The 16790-nt window shown below is 74.2% G+C and carries 13 protein-coding genes; 8 read left to right on the top strand and 5 right to left on the bottom strand.

Features of this window, described 5'->3' with window-relative positions:
* Positions 1 to 15 precede the first annotated feature (15 nt).
* The 7 genes from COO58_RS28065 (at position 16) to COO58_RS28035 (ending at position 6261) form a co-directional block, all read left to right on the top strand.
* On the top strand, positions 16 to 957 hold the full coding sequence (locus COO58_RS28065; RefSeq protein WP_091573506.1) for a carbohydrate ABC transporter permease: 942 nt from the start codon (positions 16 to 18) through the stop codon (positions 955 to 957).
* A 13-nt stretch (positions 958 to 970) separates the two neighbouring features.
* Positions 971 to 1927, top strand: a complete 957-nt coding sequence (locus tag COO58_RS28060; protein ID WP_091573507.1) for a carbohydrate ABC transporter permease — start codon at positions 971 to 973, stop codon at positions 1925 to 1927.
* A 118-nt stretch (positions 1928 to 2045) separates the two neighbouring features.
* Positions 2046 to 3749 carry a bifunctional 3'-5' exonuclease/DNA polymerase gene (locus COO58_RS28055; protein WP_176558999.1) on the top strand — a complete coding sequence of 568 codons (1704 nt, stop codon included), beginning with the start codon at positions 2046 to 2048 and terminating at the stop codon, positions 3747 to 3749.
* A gap of 143 nt (positions 3750 to 3892) precedes the next feature.
* Positions 3893 to 4486 carry an NTP transferase domain-containing protein gene (locus COO58_RS28050; RefSeq protein ID WP_091573508.1) on the top strand — a complete coding sequence of 198 codons (594 nt, stop codon included), beginning with the start codon at positions 3893 to 3895 and terminating at the stop codon, positions 4484 to 4486.
* Between the two features lie 103 nt (positions 4487 to 4589).
* A complete protein-coding gene (locus tag COO58_RS28045) occupies positions 4590 to 4922 on the top strand; it encodes a TfoX/Sxy family protein (protein ID WP_098747995.1) in 333 nt (110 codons plus the stop codon).
* A gap of 95 nt (positions 4923 to 5017) precedes the next feature.
* The gene (locus COO58_RS28040; RefSeq protein WP_091577270.1) at positions 5018 to 5737 is read left to right on the top strand and encodes a VOC family protein; all 720 of its coding nucleotides are present in this window, start codon (positions 5018 to 5020) and stop codon (positions 5735 to 5737) included.
* 62 nt (positions 5738 to 5799) lie between these two features.
* On the top strand, positions 5800 to 6261 hold the full coding sequence (locus COO58_RS28035) for a hypothetical protein (protein ID WP_255292799.1): 462 nt from the start codon (positions 5800 to 5802) through the stop codon (positions 6259 to 6261).
* 9 nt (positions 6262 to 6270) lie between these two features.
* On the opposite strand, the gene COO58_RS28030 is transcribed toward COO58_RS28035, so the two are convergent.
* From COO58_RS28030 to COO58_RS28010, 5 genes are all read right to left on the bottom strand, one after another.
* The gene (locus COO58_RS28030; protein WP_098747936.1) at positions 6271 to 7173 is read right to left on the bottom strand and encodes an amidohydrolase family protein; all 903 of its coding nucleotides are present in this window, start codon (positions 7171 to 7173) and stop codon (positions 6271 to 6273) included.
* Positions 7170 to 7979 carry a metal-dependent hydrolase gene (locus COO58_RS28025; protein WP_091573510.1) on the bottom strand — a complete coding sequence of 270 codons (810 nt, stop codon included), beginning with the start codon at positions 7977 to 7979 and terminating at the stop codon, positions 7170 to 7172. The genes COO58_RS28030 and COO58_RS28025 overlap by 4 nt, the downstream gene beginning before the upstream one ends.
* A gap of 199 nt (positions 7980 to 8178) precedes the next feature.
* Positions 8179 to 10560, bottom strand: a complete 2382-nt coding sequence (locus COO58_RS28020; protein ID WP_098747934.1) for a serine/threonine-protein kinase — start codon at positions 10558 to 10560, stop codon at positions 8179 to 8181.
* A gap of 77 nt (positions 10561 to 10637) precedes the next feature.
* On the bottom strand, positions 10638 to 11963 hold the full coding sequence (locus COO58_RS28015; RefSeq protein WP_176558998.1) for a glycosyltransferase family 4 protein: 1326 nt from the start codon (positions 11961 to 11963) through the stop codon (positions 10638 to 10640).
* A 127-nt stretch (positions 11964 to 12090) separates the two neighbouring features.
* A complete protein-coding gene (locus tag COO58_RS28010; protein ID WP_098747931.1) occupies positions 12091 to 14034 on the bottom strand; it encodes an amylo-alpha-1,6-glucosidase in 1944 nt (647 codons plus the stop codon).
* 42 nt (positions 14035 to 14076) lie between these two features.
* Between COO58_RS28010 and COO58_RS28005 the strand changes: the two genes are divergently transcribed.
* Positions 14077 to 16779 (top strand): glucosidase, encoded by a 2703-nt coding sequence (locus COO58_RS28005; protein ID WP_098747929.1) that lies wholly within the window; start codon positions 14077 to 14079, stop codon positions 16777 to 16779.
* Positions 16780 to 16790 lie beyond the last annotated feature (11 nt).

Below are 16790 nucleotides of genomic sequence, written 5' to 3'. Positions count from 1 at the left end.
GAGGAAGTGAGTCCAATGCGGCACGGAGTCGCGCGTTTCGTCACGGGCTTCCTGGCCCTGCCCGTCGCGCTGTACCTGTTCTACGTGGTGTGGCCGTTCGCCCAGGCGGCGGGCTACTCGCTGACCGACTGGGGCGGGTACTCGGATTCCCAGAACTTCGTCGGGCTGGACAACTACGTCCGACTGTTCTCCGACGAGCTGATCCGGAAGGCGTTCTGGCACAACGTGTTCTTCCTGGTCACCGTGCCGCTGTTCACGATCGCGCTGGCCCTGTTCCTCGCGTTCCTGCTCAACGTGGGCGGACGCGAGGACAGGGCCGGCATCCGCGGGGTGTTCGGCTCCGGGATCTACAAGGTGATCTTCTTCTTCCCGCAGGTGCTGTCGCTGGTCGTCATCGCGGTGATGTGGCAGCAGATCTACCGGACCGACGGGCAGGGTCTGATCAACGGCCTGCTGATCAAGATCGGACTGGTGGACGCGGACAACCCGATCGCGTTCACCGCCGACCCGGAGCCGTTCCTCGGCGTACCCGCGGTGCTCTGGTGGTTGCTGCTCATCGCGGTGTGGAGCGGCGCCGGCTTCTACATGGTGCTGTTCTCCGCCGCCATGCAGTCGATCCCGAAGGACATCTACGAGGCGGCGATCCTCGACGGCGCGGGTCGGTTCCACACCTTCTTCCGGGTGACCCTGCCGCTGCTGCGGGACAGCATCTCGGTCGCCTGGGTCTACCTCGGCTTCATCGCGCTGGACATGTACGCGCTGGTCTTCGTCATGACACCGAGCCAGGGCGGCCCGAACCACGCCAGCGAGATCTTCGCCTCGGTGATCCAGTTCAACGCGTTCCAGAAGGGCCAGTTCGGCTACGCCTGCGCCATCGCCGTCGCGCTGGCCATCTTCACCATCCTGCTGGCCGCGCTCCAGTTGCGGATCACCCGCCGTGAGCGGATCGAGTTCTGAGGAGGTTTGGACGATGAGCACGGTGACACACTCCTCCGGCCGGACCCGACCCGACACGGAGCCGCCGTCCGGCCCGCCGACGGGCCGGCGGGCCAAGGGCGCCGGCAACGGCCTCGGCGGCCGGTTCTTCAACGGCTTCTCCCACCTGTTCCTCGCGGTCTGGGCGATCATGGTGGTCTACCCGCTGCTGTGGGTGGTGATGTCGGCGCTCAAGACGGACTCGGAGGTGATCCGCGAGCCGCTGTCGCTGATCCCCGACGCGTTGCAGTGGGACAACTTCGCCCGGGCCTGGACGGCCGGGATCGACAGCTTCTTCCTCAACACGCTGCTCGTGCTCGTCTTCAGCGTGTCCCTGACGATGCTGCTCGGATCCATGGCCGCGTACGCCCTGGCGCGCTACGAGTTCCGCGGCAACCGGCTGATCTACTGGATGTTCCTGTCCGGGTTGACGCTGCCGATCTACCTGGCCGCGGTGCCGCTGTTCAAGGGCGTCTACAACACCGGGGTCAGCCTCCCGCTGCTCGGCCCGAACAAGCACCTCATGCTGATCCTCGTCTACGTGGCCTGGTCGCTGTCGTTCACGATCTTCTTCATGCACTCGTTCTTCCGGACGCTGCCCGACTCGATCGCCGAGGCGGCCCAGGTCGACGGGGCGTCGCACACCCGTACGTTCTTCAGCGTGATGCTGCCGATGGCCAAGCCCGGCCTGATCAGCATCGGCATCTTCAACGTGCTCGGCCAGTGGAACCAGTGGTACCTGCCGACGCTGCTGATGCAGTCGGTCGCCGGTGAGCCGAAGCACCAGGTCATCGCGCAGGGTCTGATCGAGCTGTCGGTCAACCAGGGCTACAAGTCCGACTGGTCCGGCTTGTTCGCCGGCGTCACGATGGCGATGCTGCCGGTGCTGATCGTGTACATCGTCTTCCAGCGCCAGGTGCAGTCCGGTCTCACCGCCGGCGTCAGCAAGTAGCACCCGCCCGCCCCCTCCCGCCGCGGGAAGGAAGGGCCCCTTCTTAACCGCCGTTGTTAAGAAGGGGCCCTTCCTCTACCGGAGGCGTTAAAAGGGGGCCCTTCCTTTCCCGCACAGCGTGTCGGTGGGGCGAGGCAGAATCACCGTCGTGCTGGTGGCGGTGGTGGCGGACGAGCGGGGCGGCGGCGTGCTGCAACCCCTCGACGCCGCCGGTCGCCCGGTCGGCCCGGCCGAGGAGGTCGTCGACCTGGCCGGCGCGGTGGCCGCCCGCGAGGCCGCCGACCGGCCCCGCTGGGTGTGGGCCACCGGCGGCGGCGTCTACCCGGGGTTGCTGCGTGCCGGCGTCCGGCTCGACCGCTGCCACGACGTGGAGCTGACCGAGGCGCTGCTGCTCGGGCACGCCGGCCGCTGGGGCGAGCCCCGGGCGCTGCCCGCCGCCTGGGCCCGGCTGACCGGCGCGCCGGTCCCGCCGGATCCGGCGCCGCGCCCGCCCGAGCCGCCCGGGCACGGCCAGGCCGCGCTCTTCGAGCCGCCGTCCGGCCCCGCGGGCCCGGGCGTCCCGGCCCTGACCCGGGTGTACGCCGACCAGCTCGCCCGGATCGCCGCGACCGCCCATCCCGGCCGGTTCCGGCTCCTGGTGGCCGCCGAGTCGGCCGGTGCGCTGGTCGCCGCCGAGATGGGCGCGGCCGGGCTGCCCTGGCGGGTCGACGTGCACGACGCGATCCTGGCGGAGCTGCTCGGCGAGGCGTCCCCGGTGGGTGGGCCACCTCGCCGGCTGGCCGAGCTGCAGGCGCGGATCGCCGCCGCGTTCGGCGTACGCCGGTTGCACGCCGACTCGCCGGCGGAGCTGTTGCGGGCGTTCGCCCGGGCGGGTGTGGAACTGCCCAACACGCGGGCCTGGGTGCTGCGGGGGGTGGAGCACCCGGCGGTGCCGCTGGTCCTCGAGTACAAGGAGCTCTACCGGATCTGGACGGCGCACGGCTGGGCCTGGCGCGACGCCTGGGTGTCCGGCGGCCGGTTCCACCCGGAGTACGTGCCGGGCGGCGTGGTGTCCGGCCGGTGGGCCACCCGGGGCGGCGGGGCGTTGCAGATCCCGAAGGTGATCCGCCGGGCCGTGGTGGCCGACCCGGGTTGGACGTTCGTGGTGGCCGACGCGGGCCAGCTCGAACCGCGGGTGCTCGCCGCGGTCTCCGGTGACGAGCGGCTGGCCGCCGCGGGCGGTGCCGGCGACCTCTACGCGGCGCTGGCCCGGGACGCCTTCGGCGGTGACCGGCCCCGGGCCAAGGTGGCGCTGCTCGGCGCGATGTACGGGCAGACCGGCGGCGCGGCGGTGCCGGCGCTGGCGGTGTTGCGGAAGAACTACCCGACCGCGTTCGGCTACGTCGAGGCGGCCGCCCGCACCGGCGAGGCCGGCGGGCTGGTCCGGTCGTGGCTGGGCCGCACCTGCCCGCCCGGTTCGGTCGGTTTCGCCGACGGGGACGACCCGACGCCGGACGGCGAGGCGGATCCACACAGCCCGTCGGCCCGGGCGGCCCGGTCGCGGGGGCGCTTCACCCGCAACTTCGTCATCCAGGCCACCGCCGCCGAGTGGGCCTCGACGCTGCTGGCCACGCTGCGCACCGAGCTTGCCGGCACCGCTGCCGAGCTGGTCTTCTTCCAGCACGACGAGGTGGTGGTGCACTGTCCGGACGGTCAGGCCGCCGCCGTCGCCGAGGCGGTGACCGCGGCCGGCGAGCGGGCCACCCGGCTGTTGTTCGGCGACACCCCGGTCCGCTTCCCGCTCGACCTGTCCACGGTGGACTGCTACGCCGACGCGGCATAGTCCCACAATTTTCCGATTTGCCCCGCTACCCGGCCCTGATCGTGCTCGTTGGGTCCGGTGTGCGTACGACGGGACGGACCGGGCGCGGCTGTGCCCGGTCCGTCCCCCTGGTCGAGGGGGCACCGCTGAACCGGATCGCTGCAATGATCATCGCCGCTGGTGGCGGCCGCCGCATCGGCGGCCCCGAGGCGTTGCTGCACCAGGGTGAGAAGCCGCTGGTGAGCCAGATGATCGACACGATGACCGAGGCGGGCTGCGCGGACGTCGTTGTCGTGCTGGGCGCGGCGGCCGAGCAGGTGCGGCAGACCACCGACCTCACCGGCGCCACCGTGGTGGTCAACCGGGCGTGGGGGACCGGCGTGGGCTCCTCGATCCGGGCCGGGCTGGCCGCGTTGACCGACGACGGCATCGAGGCGGTCGTCGTGGTGCCGGTGGACATGCCCGGGCTCACCGCGACGGCGGTCCGCCGGGTGACCGCCTTGCCGTACCCGGACGTGCTGGTCTGCGCGACCTACGACGGCCTGCGCGGCTACCCGATGCTCTTCGGCCGCCGACACTGGTCCGGCATCGCCACGCTGGCCAGCGCCGACGTCGGCGCCCGGCCCTACCTGCTGGCGCACAAGGACCAGATCGTGGACATCGCCTGCGACGCGGTGGCCGACGGCAGCCGGATCGACAGCCCGGAACTGATGGCGCTCTACGGGCTGTCGATACCCGAGCAGCGCGTCGGCGCCTGAGGGGTAAGGAAGGGCCCCTTCTTAACGCCTGCGGTAGAGGAAGGGCCCCTTCTTGACAAGCGCGCCCACGGTGGGTGTCGGACCTCGGTGCCAGGATGTGACGGTGGCCTACGACGAGGACCTGGCGAACCGGGTGCGGGAGCTGGTCGGGCGCGAGCCCGGCGTCACCGAACGGCGCATGTTCGGCGGCCTGGCGATGATGCTGCGCGGCAACATGTCGGTGGTGGTGCGCGGCGCCGGCGGCCTGATGGTGCGCGTCGATCCGGCCGACATCGAGGCGGCGCTGGCCGAGCCCGGCGCCGGGGCGACCGTGATGCGCGGGCGGCCGATGCGGGGCTGGGTCACCGTCGACCCCGCCGCGTGCGAGCGCGACGCCGACCTGGCCCGCTGGGTCGACCGCGGGGTCCGCTCCGCCCGGGCCCTGCCGGCGAAGTAGCCCGCCCGATATTCGGCTGCGGCCGGCCCCGCTCCGCCCTACGCTTCCGACCTGTCGACAGACACTCGGACGGCGGATCGGAGATGGGCACCGCGATGACGAGTCACCTCTACGCGATCAGCGTCGACGCGGCGGAGCCGCTGCGGCTCGCCCGGTTCTGGTCGGGGGTGCTGGGTCGGGAGATCGTCGACGACCCGCGCGAGGGGGTCGCGCTCCTGCCCGACGGCGACCCCGGCTTCCGCGTCCGCTTCCTCCCGAACCCACATCCGAAGGCCACGCAGAACCGGGTGCACTTCGACCTGACCAGCGGATCCCCGCAGGACCAGCGGGAGACGGTGGCCCGGGCGCTGGCCCTGGGCGGGCGGCACATCGACATCGGGCAGGGCCCCGACGACGGGCAGGTGGTGCTCGCCGACCCCGAGGGCAACGAGTTCTGCGTCATCGAGGCGGACAACACCTTCCTCGCCGGCTGCGGGCCGATCGGCGCGGTCAACTGCGACGGCACCCGGGCGGTCGGCTACTTCTGGCGCGCGGCGCTGGGCTGGCCCCTGGTCTGGGACCAGGACGAGGAGACCGCGATCCAGTCGCCGGGCGGCGGCGCGAAGGTCACCTGGAGTGGCCCGCCGCTGATGCCGAGCGACGGACGGGACCGGCTGCACCTCGACGTCGTCCCGGCGGGCGGCGACCGGGACGCGGAGGTCGACCGCCTGGTCGCGCTCGGCGCGACCCGGGTCGGCACGGGCCGGCACACGGCCGACGACGTGGTGCTCGCCGACCCCGACGGCACCGAGTTCTGCGTGCTGACGCCCCGCTGACGCGAGGTTCCTCGCATTCGCTACCGTCCGCGGGGGACGACACCCGACGGGGAGGGAGCGTCGTGTTCGCTCGTCATCTGGTGGGCATGGCCACCGCCTGGCTCGTGGTCCTCGCCGAGACGGTCGCCGGCTACCTCGGCCTGCTGTCGTACGCGCTGGTCACCGACGCCGACCCGGGCGGGCCGCTGGCCGGTCCGCTGCTGGTGCTGATCGCGGCGGTGCTCGGCCTGGTCCTGCTGCCGCTGCTCTTCCTGCCCGCCGTGGCCGTCGCGGAGGCGGCCGGCCGGTGCCGGGGAGTCGTCGCGACGTCGGCGCTCGCCGGAGCCGCCGCGATCGTCCTGGCCGTCGGGTACGTCGTCGCCGCGTCGGTCGCCACGGACGTTCCCGCCGCCCGGATCCCGGTCGTGGCGGGGTTCGCCGCGCTCGCGGTCCTTCCGCCGACGGTCGCGTACGCCCTCGCCGCCCGTGGCGTCGGGCGACTCCGGAGCCGCCTCGGGTGGGCGCGGCGCGCCGTCGCCCGGTGAGGTGTCGGCTCAGGCCAGGTCGAACAGCGCGGCCGCGTTGCCCCAGCAGACCGCGCGCAGCCAGTCGTCGCCCAGGTCCAGCCGGGCCAATCCGTCGAGCTGCTCGGCGTACGGGTAGGGGATGTTCGGGAAGTCGCTGCCCAGCAGCACCTTGCCGGCCAGGCCCAGCTCGCGCAGCCGGGGCCGCTGCGCCGGCGGGAACGGCACGAACCGGTCGAAGAACGAGGTGAAGGCCATGGTGGTGTCGAGCCGGACCTCGGCGTACCGGTCGGCCAGGTCGAGGAACGCGACATAGTCGGGCGCGCCGAGGTGGGCCACGACGGTGGCCAGCCGGGGGTGCCGGGCGAGCAGCGCGGCGAACGGTTCCGGCCCGGTGTGCGCGGTGCCCACCGGTGCGTGCCCGGCGTGCACGACCACCGGCACGCCGGCGTCCGCGAGCAGGCCCCACACCGCGTCCAGGGCCGGGTCGGTGGGTCGGAAGCCGCCCACCTGCACGTGCACCTTGAACACCCGGGCGCCGGCGGTGAGGGCGTCCGCGACGTACCGGGCGGCGTCCGGCTCGGGGAAGAACGTCGCCGACGGCAGACACCCCGGGGTACGCGCGGCGAAGTCCAGCGTCCACCGGTTCAGCGACTCGGCCATGCCGGGCCGGTGCGGGTACGCCAGCGCGGTGAACGCCCGCACGCCGAGCCGCCCGAGGTACGCGACCCGGGTGTCGTCGTCCCAGCGGTAGCGGATCGGCCACTCGGTGCCGACCAGCGGGCCGGCCGCGTCGAAGTAGGCCCACACCTTGGCCAGCAGGCGGGGCGGCAGGAAGTGGGTGTGCACGTCGGCCAGGCCGGGCAGCCCGAGCCGCTGCCAGAACGCCGGCACCGCCTCGTCCTCGGCCGGCGCCGGGAAGGCCCCGGTCACACCTGGATGTCGAAGCGTTGCAGCACCGACGGCGCGACCAGGCCCACCGCGGCGAGCACGGCCAGCACGGTCAGCGCGGCCCGCAGCACGACCGTCTCGGCCTTGCTGCCGGTGCGCAACGCGATCTTGTTGGGCAGCCCGATCATGGTCCACATCCGGCGTCTGATCGGGATCGGCCAGAGGATCGGCACGCCGGCCCGGGTGATCATGTCGCCGAGGATGTGCACGAAGCAGCCCACCCCCATGGCGAGGCCGATCATCGGATAGCCCCGGTCGCCGGGCAGGTTGGCGAACGTGAACCAGGCCGCGGCGGCCGACACCAGCGTGACCACGACCCAGCCGGCCCGTTCCGCCCACTCGTCGAAGAGCCCGCGCAGCGCCAGGCCGATCATGAAGAACAGGATGCCGACCACCGCCCACTTGCCGTAGTGGGCGCAGAGCGCGGTGGTGCCCCATCCGACCAGCACGGTGAACGGGATCGTGTGGGTCAGCGTGCGGTGCCCGTTGTTGCGGCGCGGGTCCTTGCTGAGCTTGGTGGCGTAGTAGACGCCGAGGGAGATCTTCTCCATCACCTCGGCGACGAAGAGGCTGAACACGCCGAACGTCCGGGCGACGGTGGCGCCGCCCTGGTTGCGGGTGACCTTGCCGGAGAGGTCGAGGTCGGGAAAGAGCGCCCCGCCCGCGCAGACCGCGGTGCCCACCGCCAGTGCCAGCGGCGTCTGGTGGTAGTCGGCGAACTGGTCCAGCGCCCAGGAGCCGGTCAGCCACACCGCCGCGCCGGACAGCGCGTGGGATGGTCCCATCATCTCGGCTCGCCCTCCCCAGAGATCTTGATCGAGAAAACTACGCCACTGTAGTCAGGCCGTGCGACGGCGGGGCATCATCCGGACGGTCCACTGGGGAGGGGCGCCGGGGCGTCCCGGTGACGCCCGCCGGATCACCAGGAAGTATGTCGCCCCGGCCCGGCCCGCCGGCCCCGACTGTCGGTGATGAGACGCCTGCCGGTCACCCCGCGGTACGGGTGGGCCGGATCGGCCGGATGCTCTCGCGGATCAGCGCGAACTGCGCGGCGGCGGCGGTCCAGTCGGCGTCGGAGGTGGTCCACCCCAGCGTCCAGCCGGCCTCCTCGCCGGGCAGCACCCGTAACGCGTGCATGCGCTCGCCGTACGGCGCGGTCCACCGGCACTCCCACTCCGCGCCGTCGCCGTCGGCGGCCAGCCGCACCTTCTGGTAGTGGGGTAGCCGGCCGGCGGACGTCAGGTCCCGCTCGGACGACCGCAGCCGACCGACCGGGTCCCCGCCCGGGTAGGGCTCGACGCCCAGGATGCGCCGGGTGGCCGGGTCCTGGAAGCAGGTGGTGTCGCCGGAGCGCAGTTGGAGCCAGCCGGCGGGCAGGGCGATGTGGAACCCGCCGGTGTCGGCCGGCCAGACCCAGCCGGCGGGCACGGTGATCGCCGGGTCGGCCGGTGGCGGGCCCTTCTGCACGGGGGTGCCCGCCACGTCGGGCCGGATGCAGGGGAATGGCGGGGCCGGCACGCCGCCGGGCCCGCCGGGTGGTCCGGGCGGGCGGTCCCAGGGCTGGGCGGAGCCCTCGCCGCGCCGGTCGTCGTCCGGCGGGTGCGCGTGGTCGTCGGTGACGGCGAGCGCGGTGCCGACCCCGGCGGCCACGGCCAGCGCCGCGGCCGCCGCCGCCAGGCCCCAGCGTCGGGCCGCCGCCGCGCCCGCGCCGCCGTCCGTCCGTCCGCCCTCGGGAGCACCGGGAGCGGTTCCGCCGGGCACGCCGCCGCCGAGGATCGGGTCGCCGGACGTGCCGCCGTGGCCGGCCTCGCCGCCGCGCGTGGGCACCCCGCCGAGGTCGTCGGGGCGTACGGGGAGCGCGCCGCTTCCCGTACGGCCACCGCGCAGCACGCCGGTGTCCACCGGGCCGCTGTGGGTGACCGGGGCGGGACCGGGTGGCGGCGACGTCTGCCCGCCGGTGTGCACCGGGCTGAGGGCGTCGGCGCGGGCCTGAGGGCCCTCCGGCCCGGTCGGGCTGCCCGGGTCCACGAAGCTGGTCAGGACCGTGGGACCGAGGCTGCCGCTCGGACGGTCGGTGGTCTCCCGGTGCGGTCCGCCACGACCCGTCCGGGCTGACCCGTCGGGCTGGCCCGGTTCGACCGGCCCGGCCGGTTCGACCGGTTCGGTCGCCGACTCGGTGGCGTCCGCCTCGCCGGGCGGCGCCCATTCGCTGCGCAGGGCCGCCCGACTCCAGGCGCGCGCGGCGGCGGCGGGCGGCATCAGGTCGGGATAGTCGACGGGCGGACCGGCCGCGGTGCCGGTGCTGTCCCAGCCGTCCGCGTCGGTCCGGCCCGGCTCGTGGGTCCGGCCCCGCTCGTGGGTCCGGCCCGGCTCGTGGGTCCGGCCCGGCGGGTGGGCTGCGCCGGCGGACCCGGTCCGCGCCGGCACGTCCGCGCCGGCCGACCGACCGGGCGCCTCGCCGGCCGAGCCGGCCGACCGCCCGGCGGCCGGCCGATCCGCCACGTCGGCGCCCTGCACGTCGGCGCCCGGCACGTCGGCGCCCGGCACGTCGGCGTCCGGCGCGGTGGCGGCGGTGAGCAGCCGGGCGGTCTCGTCGTGGCCGAGCCGGTTGCGGGGGTCGCGGCGCAGCAACCCGACCAGCACCGGCATCAACGGACCCGCGTGCGGGGCCGGGTCCGGGGGCTGGCTGGCCAGCGCGGCCAGCGTGGCCATCGCGGTGCTGCGGGCGTACGGCGAGCGGCCCTCCACGGCCGCGTGCAGCGTGGCGCCCAGCGACCACAGGTCCGCCTCCACGCTGGACGCGCCCTCGGCGGCGCGTTCCGGGGCCACGTACTGCGGGGAGCCCAGGACCAGCCCGGGACGGGTCATGGCCCCGTCGCCGCCCTCGAACACGGCCAGCCCGAAGTCGGTGAGCAGAACCCGGCCGTCGCGGGCCAGCAGCACGTTGGCGGGCTTCACGTCGCGGTGCAGCACCCCGGCCTCGTGCGCGGCGCGCAGCGCGGAGAGCACGGCCAGCCCGATCCCGGCGGCCCGCCGGGGCGGCAGCGGGCCGTCGCTCTCGATGATCTCCTGAAGCGAGCGGGACGGGACGTACTCCATGATCAGCCACGGGTCGCCCTGGACCCGGACCACGTCGTAGACCCGCACCACGTTGGGGTGGCTGAGCCGCGCGGCCGTCCGCGCCTCGCGCAGCGTGCGCGCGCGCAGCTCGTCCCGCTCGTGCTCGGCGAGCCAGTTCGGCGGCACCACCTGCTTCACCGCCACCTCGCGGTGCAGCTCCTCGTCCCGAGCGCGCCAGACCTGGCCCATCCCGCCGCGGCCGACCAGCTCGAGCAGGCGGTACCGCCCGGCGATCACTACCTCCCGCACCGCACTCCTCACCGCTGGTCGTGGTCCACAATAGCCAACGGATCGGACGGTACCTATCGTTCGTCGGGGCGGCGTCCCTAGCTCGCCGCGCCGGCCAGCAGATTTCCGTCCGGAATGGCGATGGCGGACCGGTTCCCGGCCAGCAGCGCGGCGGCCCGGCGGGCCTGGAACGTGTGGTGCTCCCGGCGGGCGACGGCGTAACTCCCGGCGGTGCGGGCGGCGATGGCCGACCAGGCGTAGCGCCGGGTCACCATGGTCCGCGCCCGGCGCGCCACCCGGCGGGCGAAGACCTCGTCGCCGAGCAGCCGGTCGACCGCGCCGGCCAGCGCGTCCGGGTCGCCGTGCGGGAAGGTCACCCCGGTCACGCCCGGTTCGACGATCTCGGCCAGCCCGCCGGTGCGCGCCACCGCGAGCGGCGCGCCGGCGGCGGCCGCCTCCAGCGCGATCATCCCGAACGGCTCGTAGAGGCTGGGGATCACCGTGGCGTCGGTGGCGGCGAGCACCGCCGGAAGCTGGGTGGCGTCCAGGAAGCCGGCGAACCGGACCGTGCCGCCCAGGCGCAGCCGGTCGACCTGGTCGACCAGCTCGTCCCGGTACGGGCCGTCCCCGGCGATCACCACCCGCAGCCCCGGGTGCCGGTCGGCCAGGTGCGGCACGGCGTGCACCAGGTGCTGCACGCCCTTCTCGTAGACCAGGCGGCCGGCGTACCCGATCAGCGGCCCGCCGGCGGCGAAGCGCGCCCGGGCCGAGGCGACCGCGTGCGGACGGGCCCGCCAGGCCCGGTCGTCCACACCGTTGGCGACCACGTCGATCCGGCCGGACGGCACGTCGAACAGCCGGGCCACCTGCTCCCGCATGTAGCCGGAGCAGGCGATCACCCGGGCCGAGGCGTTGCTCAGCCAGTGCTCGACACCGTGGATGGTGCGGTTCATCTCCGCCGGCAGCCAGCCCTGGTGCCGGCCGGCCTCGGTCGCGTGGATGGTGGTCACCAGCGGCACGTCGAGGTGCTCGGCCAGGGTGACGGCGGTGTGCGCGACCAGCCAGTCGTGGGCGTGGATCACGTCGTAGCCGCCGGAGCCGGCGGCGCGCAGGGCGGCCCGGGTGAGCGTGTGGTTGAACGCCATCGTCCAGGCCAGCAGGGAGTCGGTGGCCAGCGGGAACCGGACCGGGTCCTCGGCCGCGCGGACGATGCGGACGCCGTCGGCGTACTCCTCCAGCCCGACGCCCTCAGCGTGCCGGGTGACCACGGTGACCTCGTGCCCGGCGGCGGCCAGGGCGACGGAGAGCGCGTGCACGTGGCGGCCGAGCCCACCGACGAGCACGGGTGGGTACTCCCAGGAGAGCAGCAGCACCCGCAGGTGCCGGGCGGGCTGGATGTCGATCACTTCGGCGTCAGCTGACACGCGGCCCCCTTTGAGTTGTGGTGTCCCCGCCCCACGGCGTCGCCGCGGGGTTCCGGTGGGATCGCCACCCATCCTGCCCAGGGGTCGATAACCAGCGGCGACGCGCCGGTTGCCGGTCTGTAACGCGTTACCGGCGGGCGCGCCGCGCGCGCAGCAGCTCCGCCACCGACCACGCCTGGAACGGGCAACCGGTGGCGGCGTGCGGCGCGGCGCCGTCGGCGGTCTCGCTGACCGAGCCGAGGCCCACCTCGGCGAGGTGGCCCTCCAGGCCCACCAGCAGGTCGTCGGTGGGCAGGCCGGCCCGGCGGTACGCGTCCAGCAGCGGCCCGGTCAGCCAGGGCCAGACCGTGCCCTGGTGGTAGGCGGAGTCCCGCTCGGCCGGACCGCCCCGGTGCCGCCCGACGAAACCGGGGGAGTCGGGGGCGAGGCTGCGCGGCCCGAGCGGGGTGACCAGCGCCTCGGCGACGCGGCGCAGCGTGGCCTCGTCCGGCTCCAGCGGCGCGTACGGCAGGGACCAGGCGAGCAGCTGGTTGGGGCGCAGCAGGTCGTCGTCGTGGTGCGCCGCGCCGCCCAGCGGGTAGGCGGGCGCCGGGGCGTCCACCACGTCGTGCAGCCAGCCGGCCGGCGCGGGGAAGCGGGAGCGGAACGACGTGGTGGCCCGGGAGTGCAGGTCCCACAGCGCGCCGGCGTCCCGACCCGCCAGCTCGGTCAGCTCGGCGAGCCCGGCCAACCCGTTGACCCACAGCGCGTTGACCTCGACCGGCTTGCCGGTGCGCGGGGTCACCGGCACGCCGTACACCCGGGCGTCCATCCAGGTCAGCGCCACGTCCGGCGGGCCGCCCTGGGTGAGCAGCCCGTCGGCCGGGTCGACGCCGATGCCGTAGCGGGTGCCGGCCACGTGCGCCTCCACCACGCCGTGCAGCGCGGGCAGCAGCTCGTCGCCGAGGTCGGTGTCGCCGGTGACCGTCACGTGCCGGGCGACCGCGTGCAGGAACCACAACGTGCCGTCGACCGTGTTGTGCTCGACCCGGCCGGTGTCGGCGGTGTTCGCCAGCATGCCCTCCGACAGCGTGCCCGCGTACGCCCGCAGCAGCTCGCGGCCCTCGTCGGCGCGGCCGGTGCAGAGGAACAACCCCTCGTAGGAGATCATCGTGTCCCGCGACCAGGCCCCGAACCAGGGGTAGCCGGCCACCACGTCCGGGCCGGTGGCGGCGCGCACCACGAACGCGTCGGCGGCCAGCGCGAGCGTCGCCTCGACCGCGTCGTCGGGCTTCGCCGCGGCCACCACCGCGCGGTGGCGCCGCCGGGCCGCCTCGACGACGGCAGTGGCCGGCGGAGGCTCCTCGGCCAGGTCGTCCGCCCAGGCCAGCACCGTCACCGTCGCCCCCGGCTCGTCCAGCGCGCCGGAGAACCGACCGGCGTACCAGAGGTCCTCGTCCGGGTGCAGGCCGCGGACCGCCTCCTCGCGGTGGCGCACCCCGTGCCACCACTGGCCCTCCGGCGTCCAGTCCGGCCCGGCGAGCCGGAACGCGCCGTCGACCACCGCGCCGCCGGCCGCCGGCTCCAGCCGGGGCGCCGGCCCGTCGGCCCGCCGCTCGCCGTGGGCGTCCCGCCAGGTGCAGGCCGCGGCCAGGTCCAGCCGGACCGGGCCGCCGGAGACCAGCCGGTGCACCACGGCGACGCACGACCGGCCGTACGTCATGGCGATCTCCCGCTCGATCACCACCTCGCCGATCCGCCACCGCCAGCGCGGCAACCCGTCGGCCAGGTCGAAGCGTTCCAGCAGCTCGAAGCCGCGCGGGTCGACCACCCCGGAGGACCACTCGTGCGCGCCGAGCCGGACCTGCCGCCCCGACGGCAGGGTCACCGCCGGGTCGAGGCTGGCCAGTCCCACCTTGCGGGACGCCGGCGTTTCGCCCGCCACCACGAGCAGGCCGTGGTAGCGGCGGGTGCGCAGCCCGGCGACGGTGCCCATGGCGTAGCCGCCGCGCCCGTCCGTGACCAGCCATTCCCGGCCGGCGGACGCGGACAGGTCACCACAGACCTGCGGGCCGAAGCGGATGTCGATCAACTTTCCTCCACCGGCAGCGAGGTGTGACATGCCACGGCGACAATGGCCGCTGTGGAGAAGTACCCCGGAGGCGTCGAAGATGTGCGGGTGATCACCGACCGCCCGACCTCCGCGACCTCCGACCCCGAGCGGCACCGGCTCGCCCAGGCCGACGCCGGGGAGCAGGACTGGCGCGCATGGGGCCCCTATCTGTCCGAGCGGGCGTGGGGGACGGTACGGGAGGACTACAGCGAGCACGGCACGGCCTGGGACTACTTCCCCCACGATCATGCGCGGTCCCGAGCCTACCGGTGGAACGAGGACGGCATGGCGGGCGTCTGCGACGACCGGCAGACGTTCTGCTTCGCGCTGGCGCTGTGGAACGGGCGGGACCCGATCCTCAAGGAGCGCATGTTCGGCCTCGGCGGCGACGGCGGCAACCACGGCGAGGACGTCAAGGAGTACTGGTGGTACGAGGACTCCACCCCCACCCACTCCTTCATGCGGTGGCGCTACCACTACCCGCAGGCCGCCTTCCCATACGACGAGCTGGTCGCGGTGAACGCGCTGCGCGGCCGGGACGACACCGAGTACGAGCTGGTGGACACCGGCATCTTCGACGACGACCGGTACTGGGCGGTCACCGTCGACTACGCCAAGGCGTCGCCGACCGACATGTGCCTCCTGGTCACCGTCGCGAACCGCGCTGACGAGGACGCCACCCTGCACGTGCTGCCCACGCTCTGGTTCCGCAACACCTGGGCCTGGGGGCTGCCCGGCGGCGAGCGGGTCCCGCGGCTGGTCGGCTCCGGCTCCCGGCTGGTCGGCGAGCACTGGGTGCTCGGCCAGCTGCTGCTCGAGGGCGACGGCGACCCGACCCCGCTGCTCTGCGACAACGAGACCAACGCCGAGCGGCTGTGGGGGCTGGCCGGGCGGTCCGCGTACCCGAAGGACGGCATCAACGACCACGTGGTGGCCGGCGCCGCCACCGTCAACCCGGAGCGCACCGGCACCAAGGGCGCGCTGCACTACGTGCTCGACGTGCCGGCCGGCGGGCAGCGGCAGATCCGGCTGCGGCTGACCCGCACCGCGCCGCCGCCGGCCGGCGACCCGCCCGCCCCGGCCGACCTCGGCGACGGGTTCGACACCGTGCTCTGGGCCCGGCGGGCCGAGGCGAACCGGTTCTTCGACAGCGTGATCCCGGCCGCCGCCACCGCCGACGAGGCCCTGGTCGCCCGCCAGGCGATCGCCGGGCTGATGTGGGGCAAGCAGTTCTACCACTTCGACGTCAAGCGGTGGCTGGAGGGCGATCCCGGCTCGTCACCGCCGCCGGCCGGCCGCCGGCACGGGCGCAACAGCGCCTGGTGGCACATGAACAGCTTCGACGTGATCTCCATGCCGGACCCGTGGGAGTACCCCTGGTACGCGGCCTGGGACCTGGCCTTCCACTGCGTCACCATCGCCCGGGTGGACCCGGCCTTCGCCAAGGAGCAGCTGCTGCTCCTGCTCCGCGAGTGGTACCTGCACCCCAACGGCCAGATCCCGGCGTACGAATGGGCGTTCGGGGACGTGAACCCGCCGGTGCACGCCTGGGCCGCGCTGAAGGTGTTCGAGATCGACGGCTCCCGGGACCACGAGTTCCTCGCCCGGGTGATGCACAAGCTGCTGCTCAACTTCACCTGGTGGGTCAACCGGAAGGACACCGGCGGCAACAACGTCTTCGAGGGCGGCTTCCTCGGGCTGGACAACGTCGGCCCGTTCGACCGCTCGGCCGCGCTGCCGGTGGCCGGGGTGCTGGAGCAGTCCGACGGCACCGGCTGGATGGGCATGTACGCGCTCAACCTGCTCGACATGGCGATCGTGCTGGCCGAGCACGACCGGGCCTACGTCGACACCGCGACGAAGTTCTTCGAGCACTTCGCGTACATCGCCGCGGCCGCGTACGACCAGGGGCTGTGGGACGACGAGGACGCGTTCTTCTACGACGTGCTGCGGCTGGCCGACGGCACGCAGGTGCCGCTGAAGGTGCGCTCGGTGGTCGGGCTGCTGCCGCTGGCGGCGGTCACCCGGCTCACCGCCCGCACCATGCGCCGCCTGCCCGAGCTGGGCGCCCGGCTGCGCTGGTTCCTCACCAACCGCCCCGAGTACGCCGAGGTGATCGGCGCCCGCCGGCTCGGCCCGGACGGCCGTCAGCAGCGCCTGCTGTCGATGGTCGGCCCGGAGCAGGTGGTGCGGCTGCTGGCCCGGATGCTCGACACCGACGAGTTCCTCTCCGAGTACGGCCTGCGCACGCTCTCCCGCGCCCACCTGGACAAGCCGTTCACGGTCACGCTCGGCGGGCAGGAGTTCAGCGTCGGCTACGAACCGGCCGAGTCCACCAGCGGGCTGTTCGGCGGCAACTCCAACTGGCGCGGCCCGATCTGGATGCCGACGAACTTCCTGCTGATCAGCGCGCTGCGCGACTACGCCGCGTTCTTCGGTGACGACCTCCAGGTGGAGTATCCGACCCGGTCCGGGGTCAAGCGCACCCTCGACGAGATCGCCGACGACCTGTCGGCCCGGCTGATCTCGCTGTTCACCCGGGACGGGTGGGGCCGGCGGCCGATCTACGGCGCCGCGCAGCTGTTCCAGACCCACCCGGACTGGCGGGACCTGATCTGCTTCCCGGAGTACTTCCACGGCGACAACGGCGCCGGTCTGGGCGCCTGGCACCAGACCGGGTGGACGGCGTTGGTCGCCGACCTGATCCTCACGCTGCGCCGCTGAGCGCGGGACGC

Origin of the sequence: Micromonospora sp. WMMA1996 (assembly GCF_002573675.1) — a bacterium.
GTDB classification, from domain to species: domain Bacteria; phylum Actinomycetota; class Actinomycetes; order Mycobacteriales; family Micromonosporaceae; genus Micromonospora; species Micromonospora sediminicola.
This window is presented reverse-complemented; position numbering and strand designations above follow the sequence as displayed.

Bases quoted from the DNA above. Each gene is read 5' to 3' on its own strand.
- COO58_RS28065 (WP_091573506.1), top strand. From the start codon at position 16: ATGCGGCACGGAGTCGCGCGTTTCGTCACGGGCTTCCTGGCCCTGCCC.
- COO58_RS28060 (WP_091573507.1), top strand. From the start codon at position 971: ATGAGCACGGTGACACACTCCTCCGGCCGGACCCGACCCGACACGGAG.
- COO58_RS28050 (WP_091573508.1), top strand. From the start codon at position 3,893: ATGATCATCGCCGCTGGTGGCGGCCGCCGCATCGGCGGCCCCGAGGCG.
- COO58_RS28040 (WP_091577270.1), top strand. From the start codon at position 5,018: ATGACGAGTCACCTCTACGCGATCAGCGTCGACGCGGCGGAGCCGCTG.
- COO58_RS28025 (WP_091573510.1), bottom strand. From the start codon at position 7,979: ATGATGGGACCATCCCACGCGCTGTCCGGCGCGGCGGTGTGGCTGACC.
- COO58_RS28005 (WP_098747929.1), top strand. From the start codon at position 14,077: ATGGCCGCTGTGGAGAAGTACCCCGGAGGCGTCGAAGATGTGCGGGTG.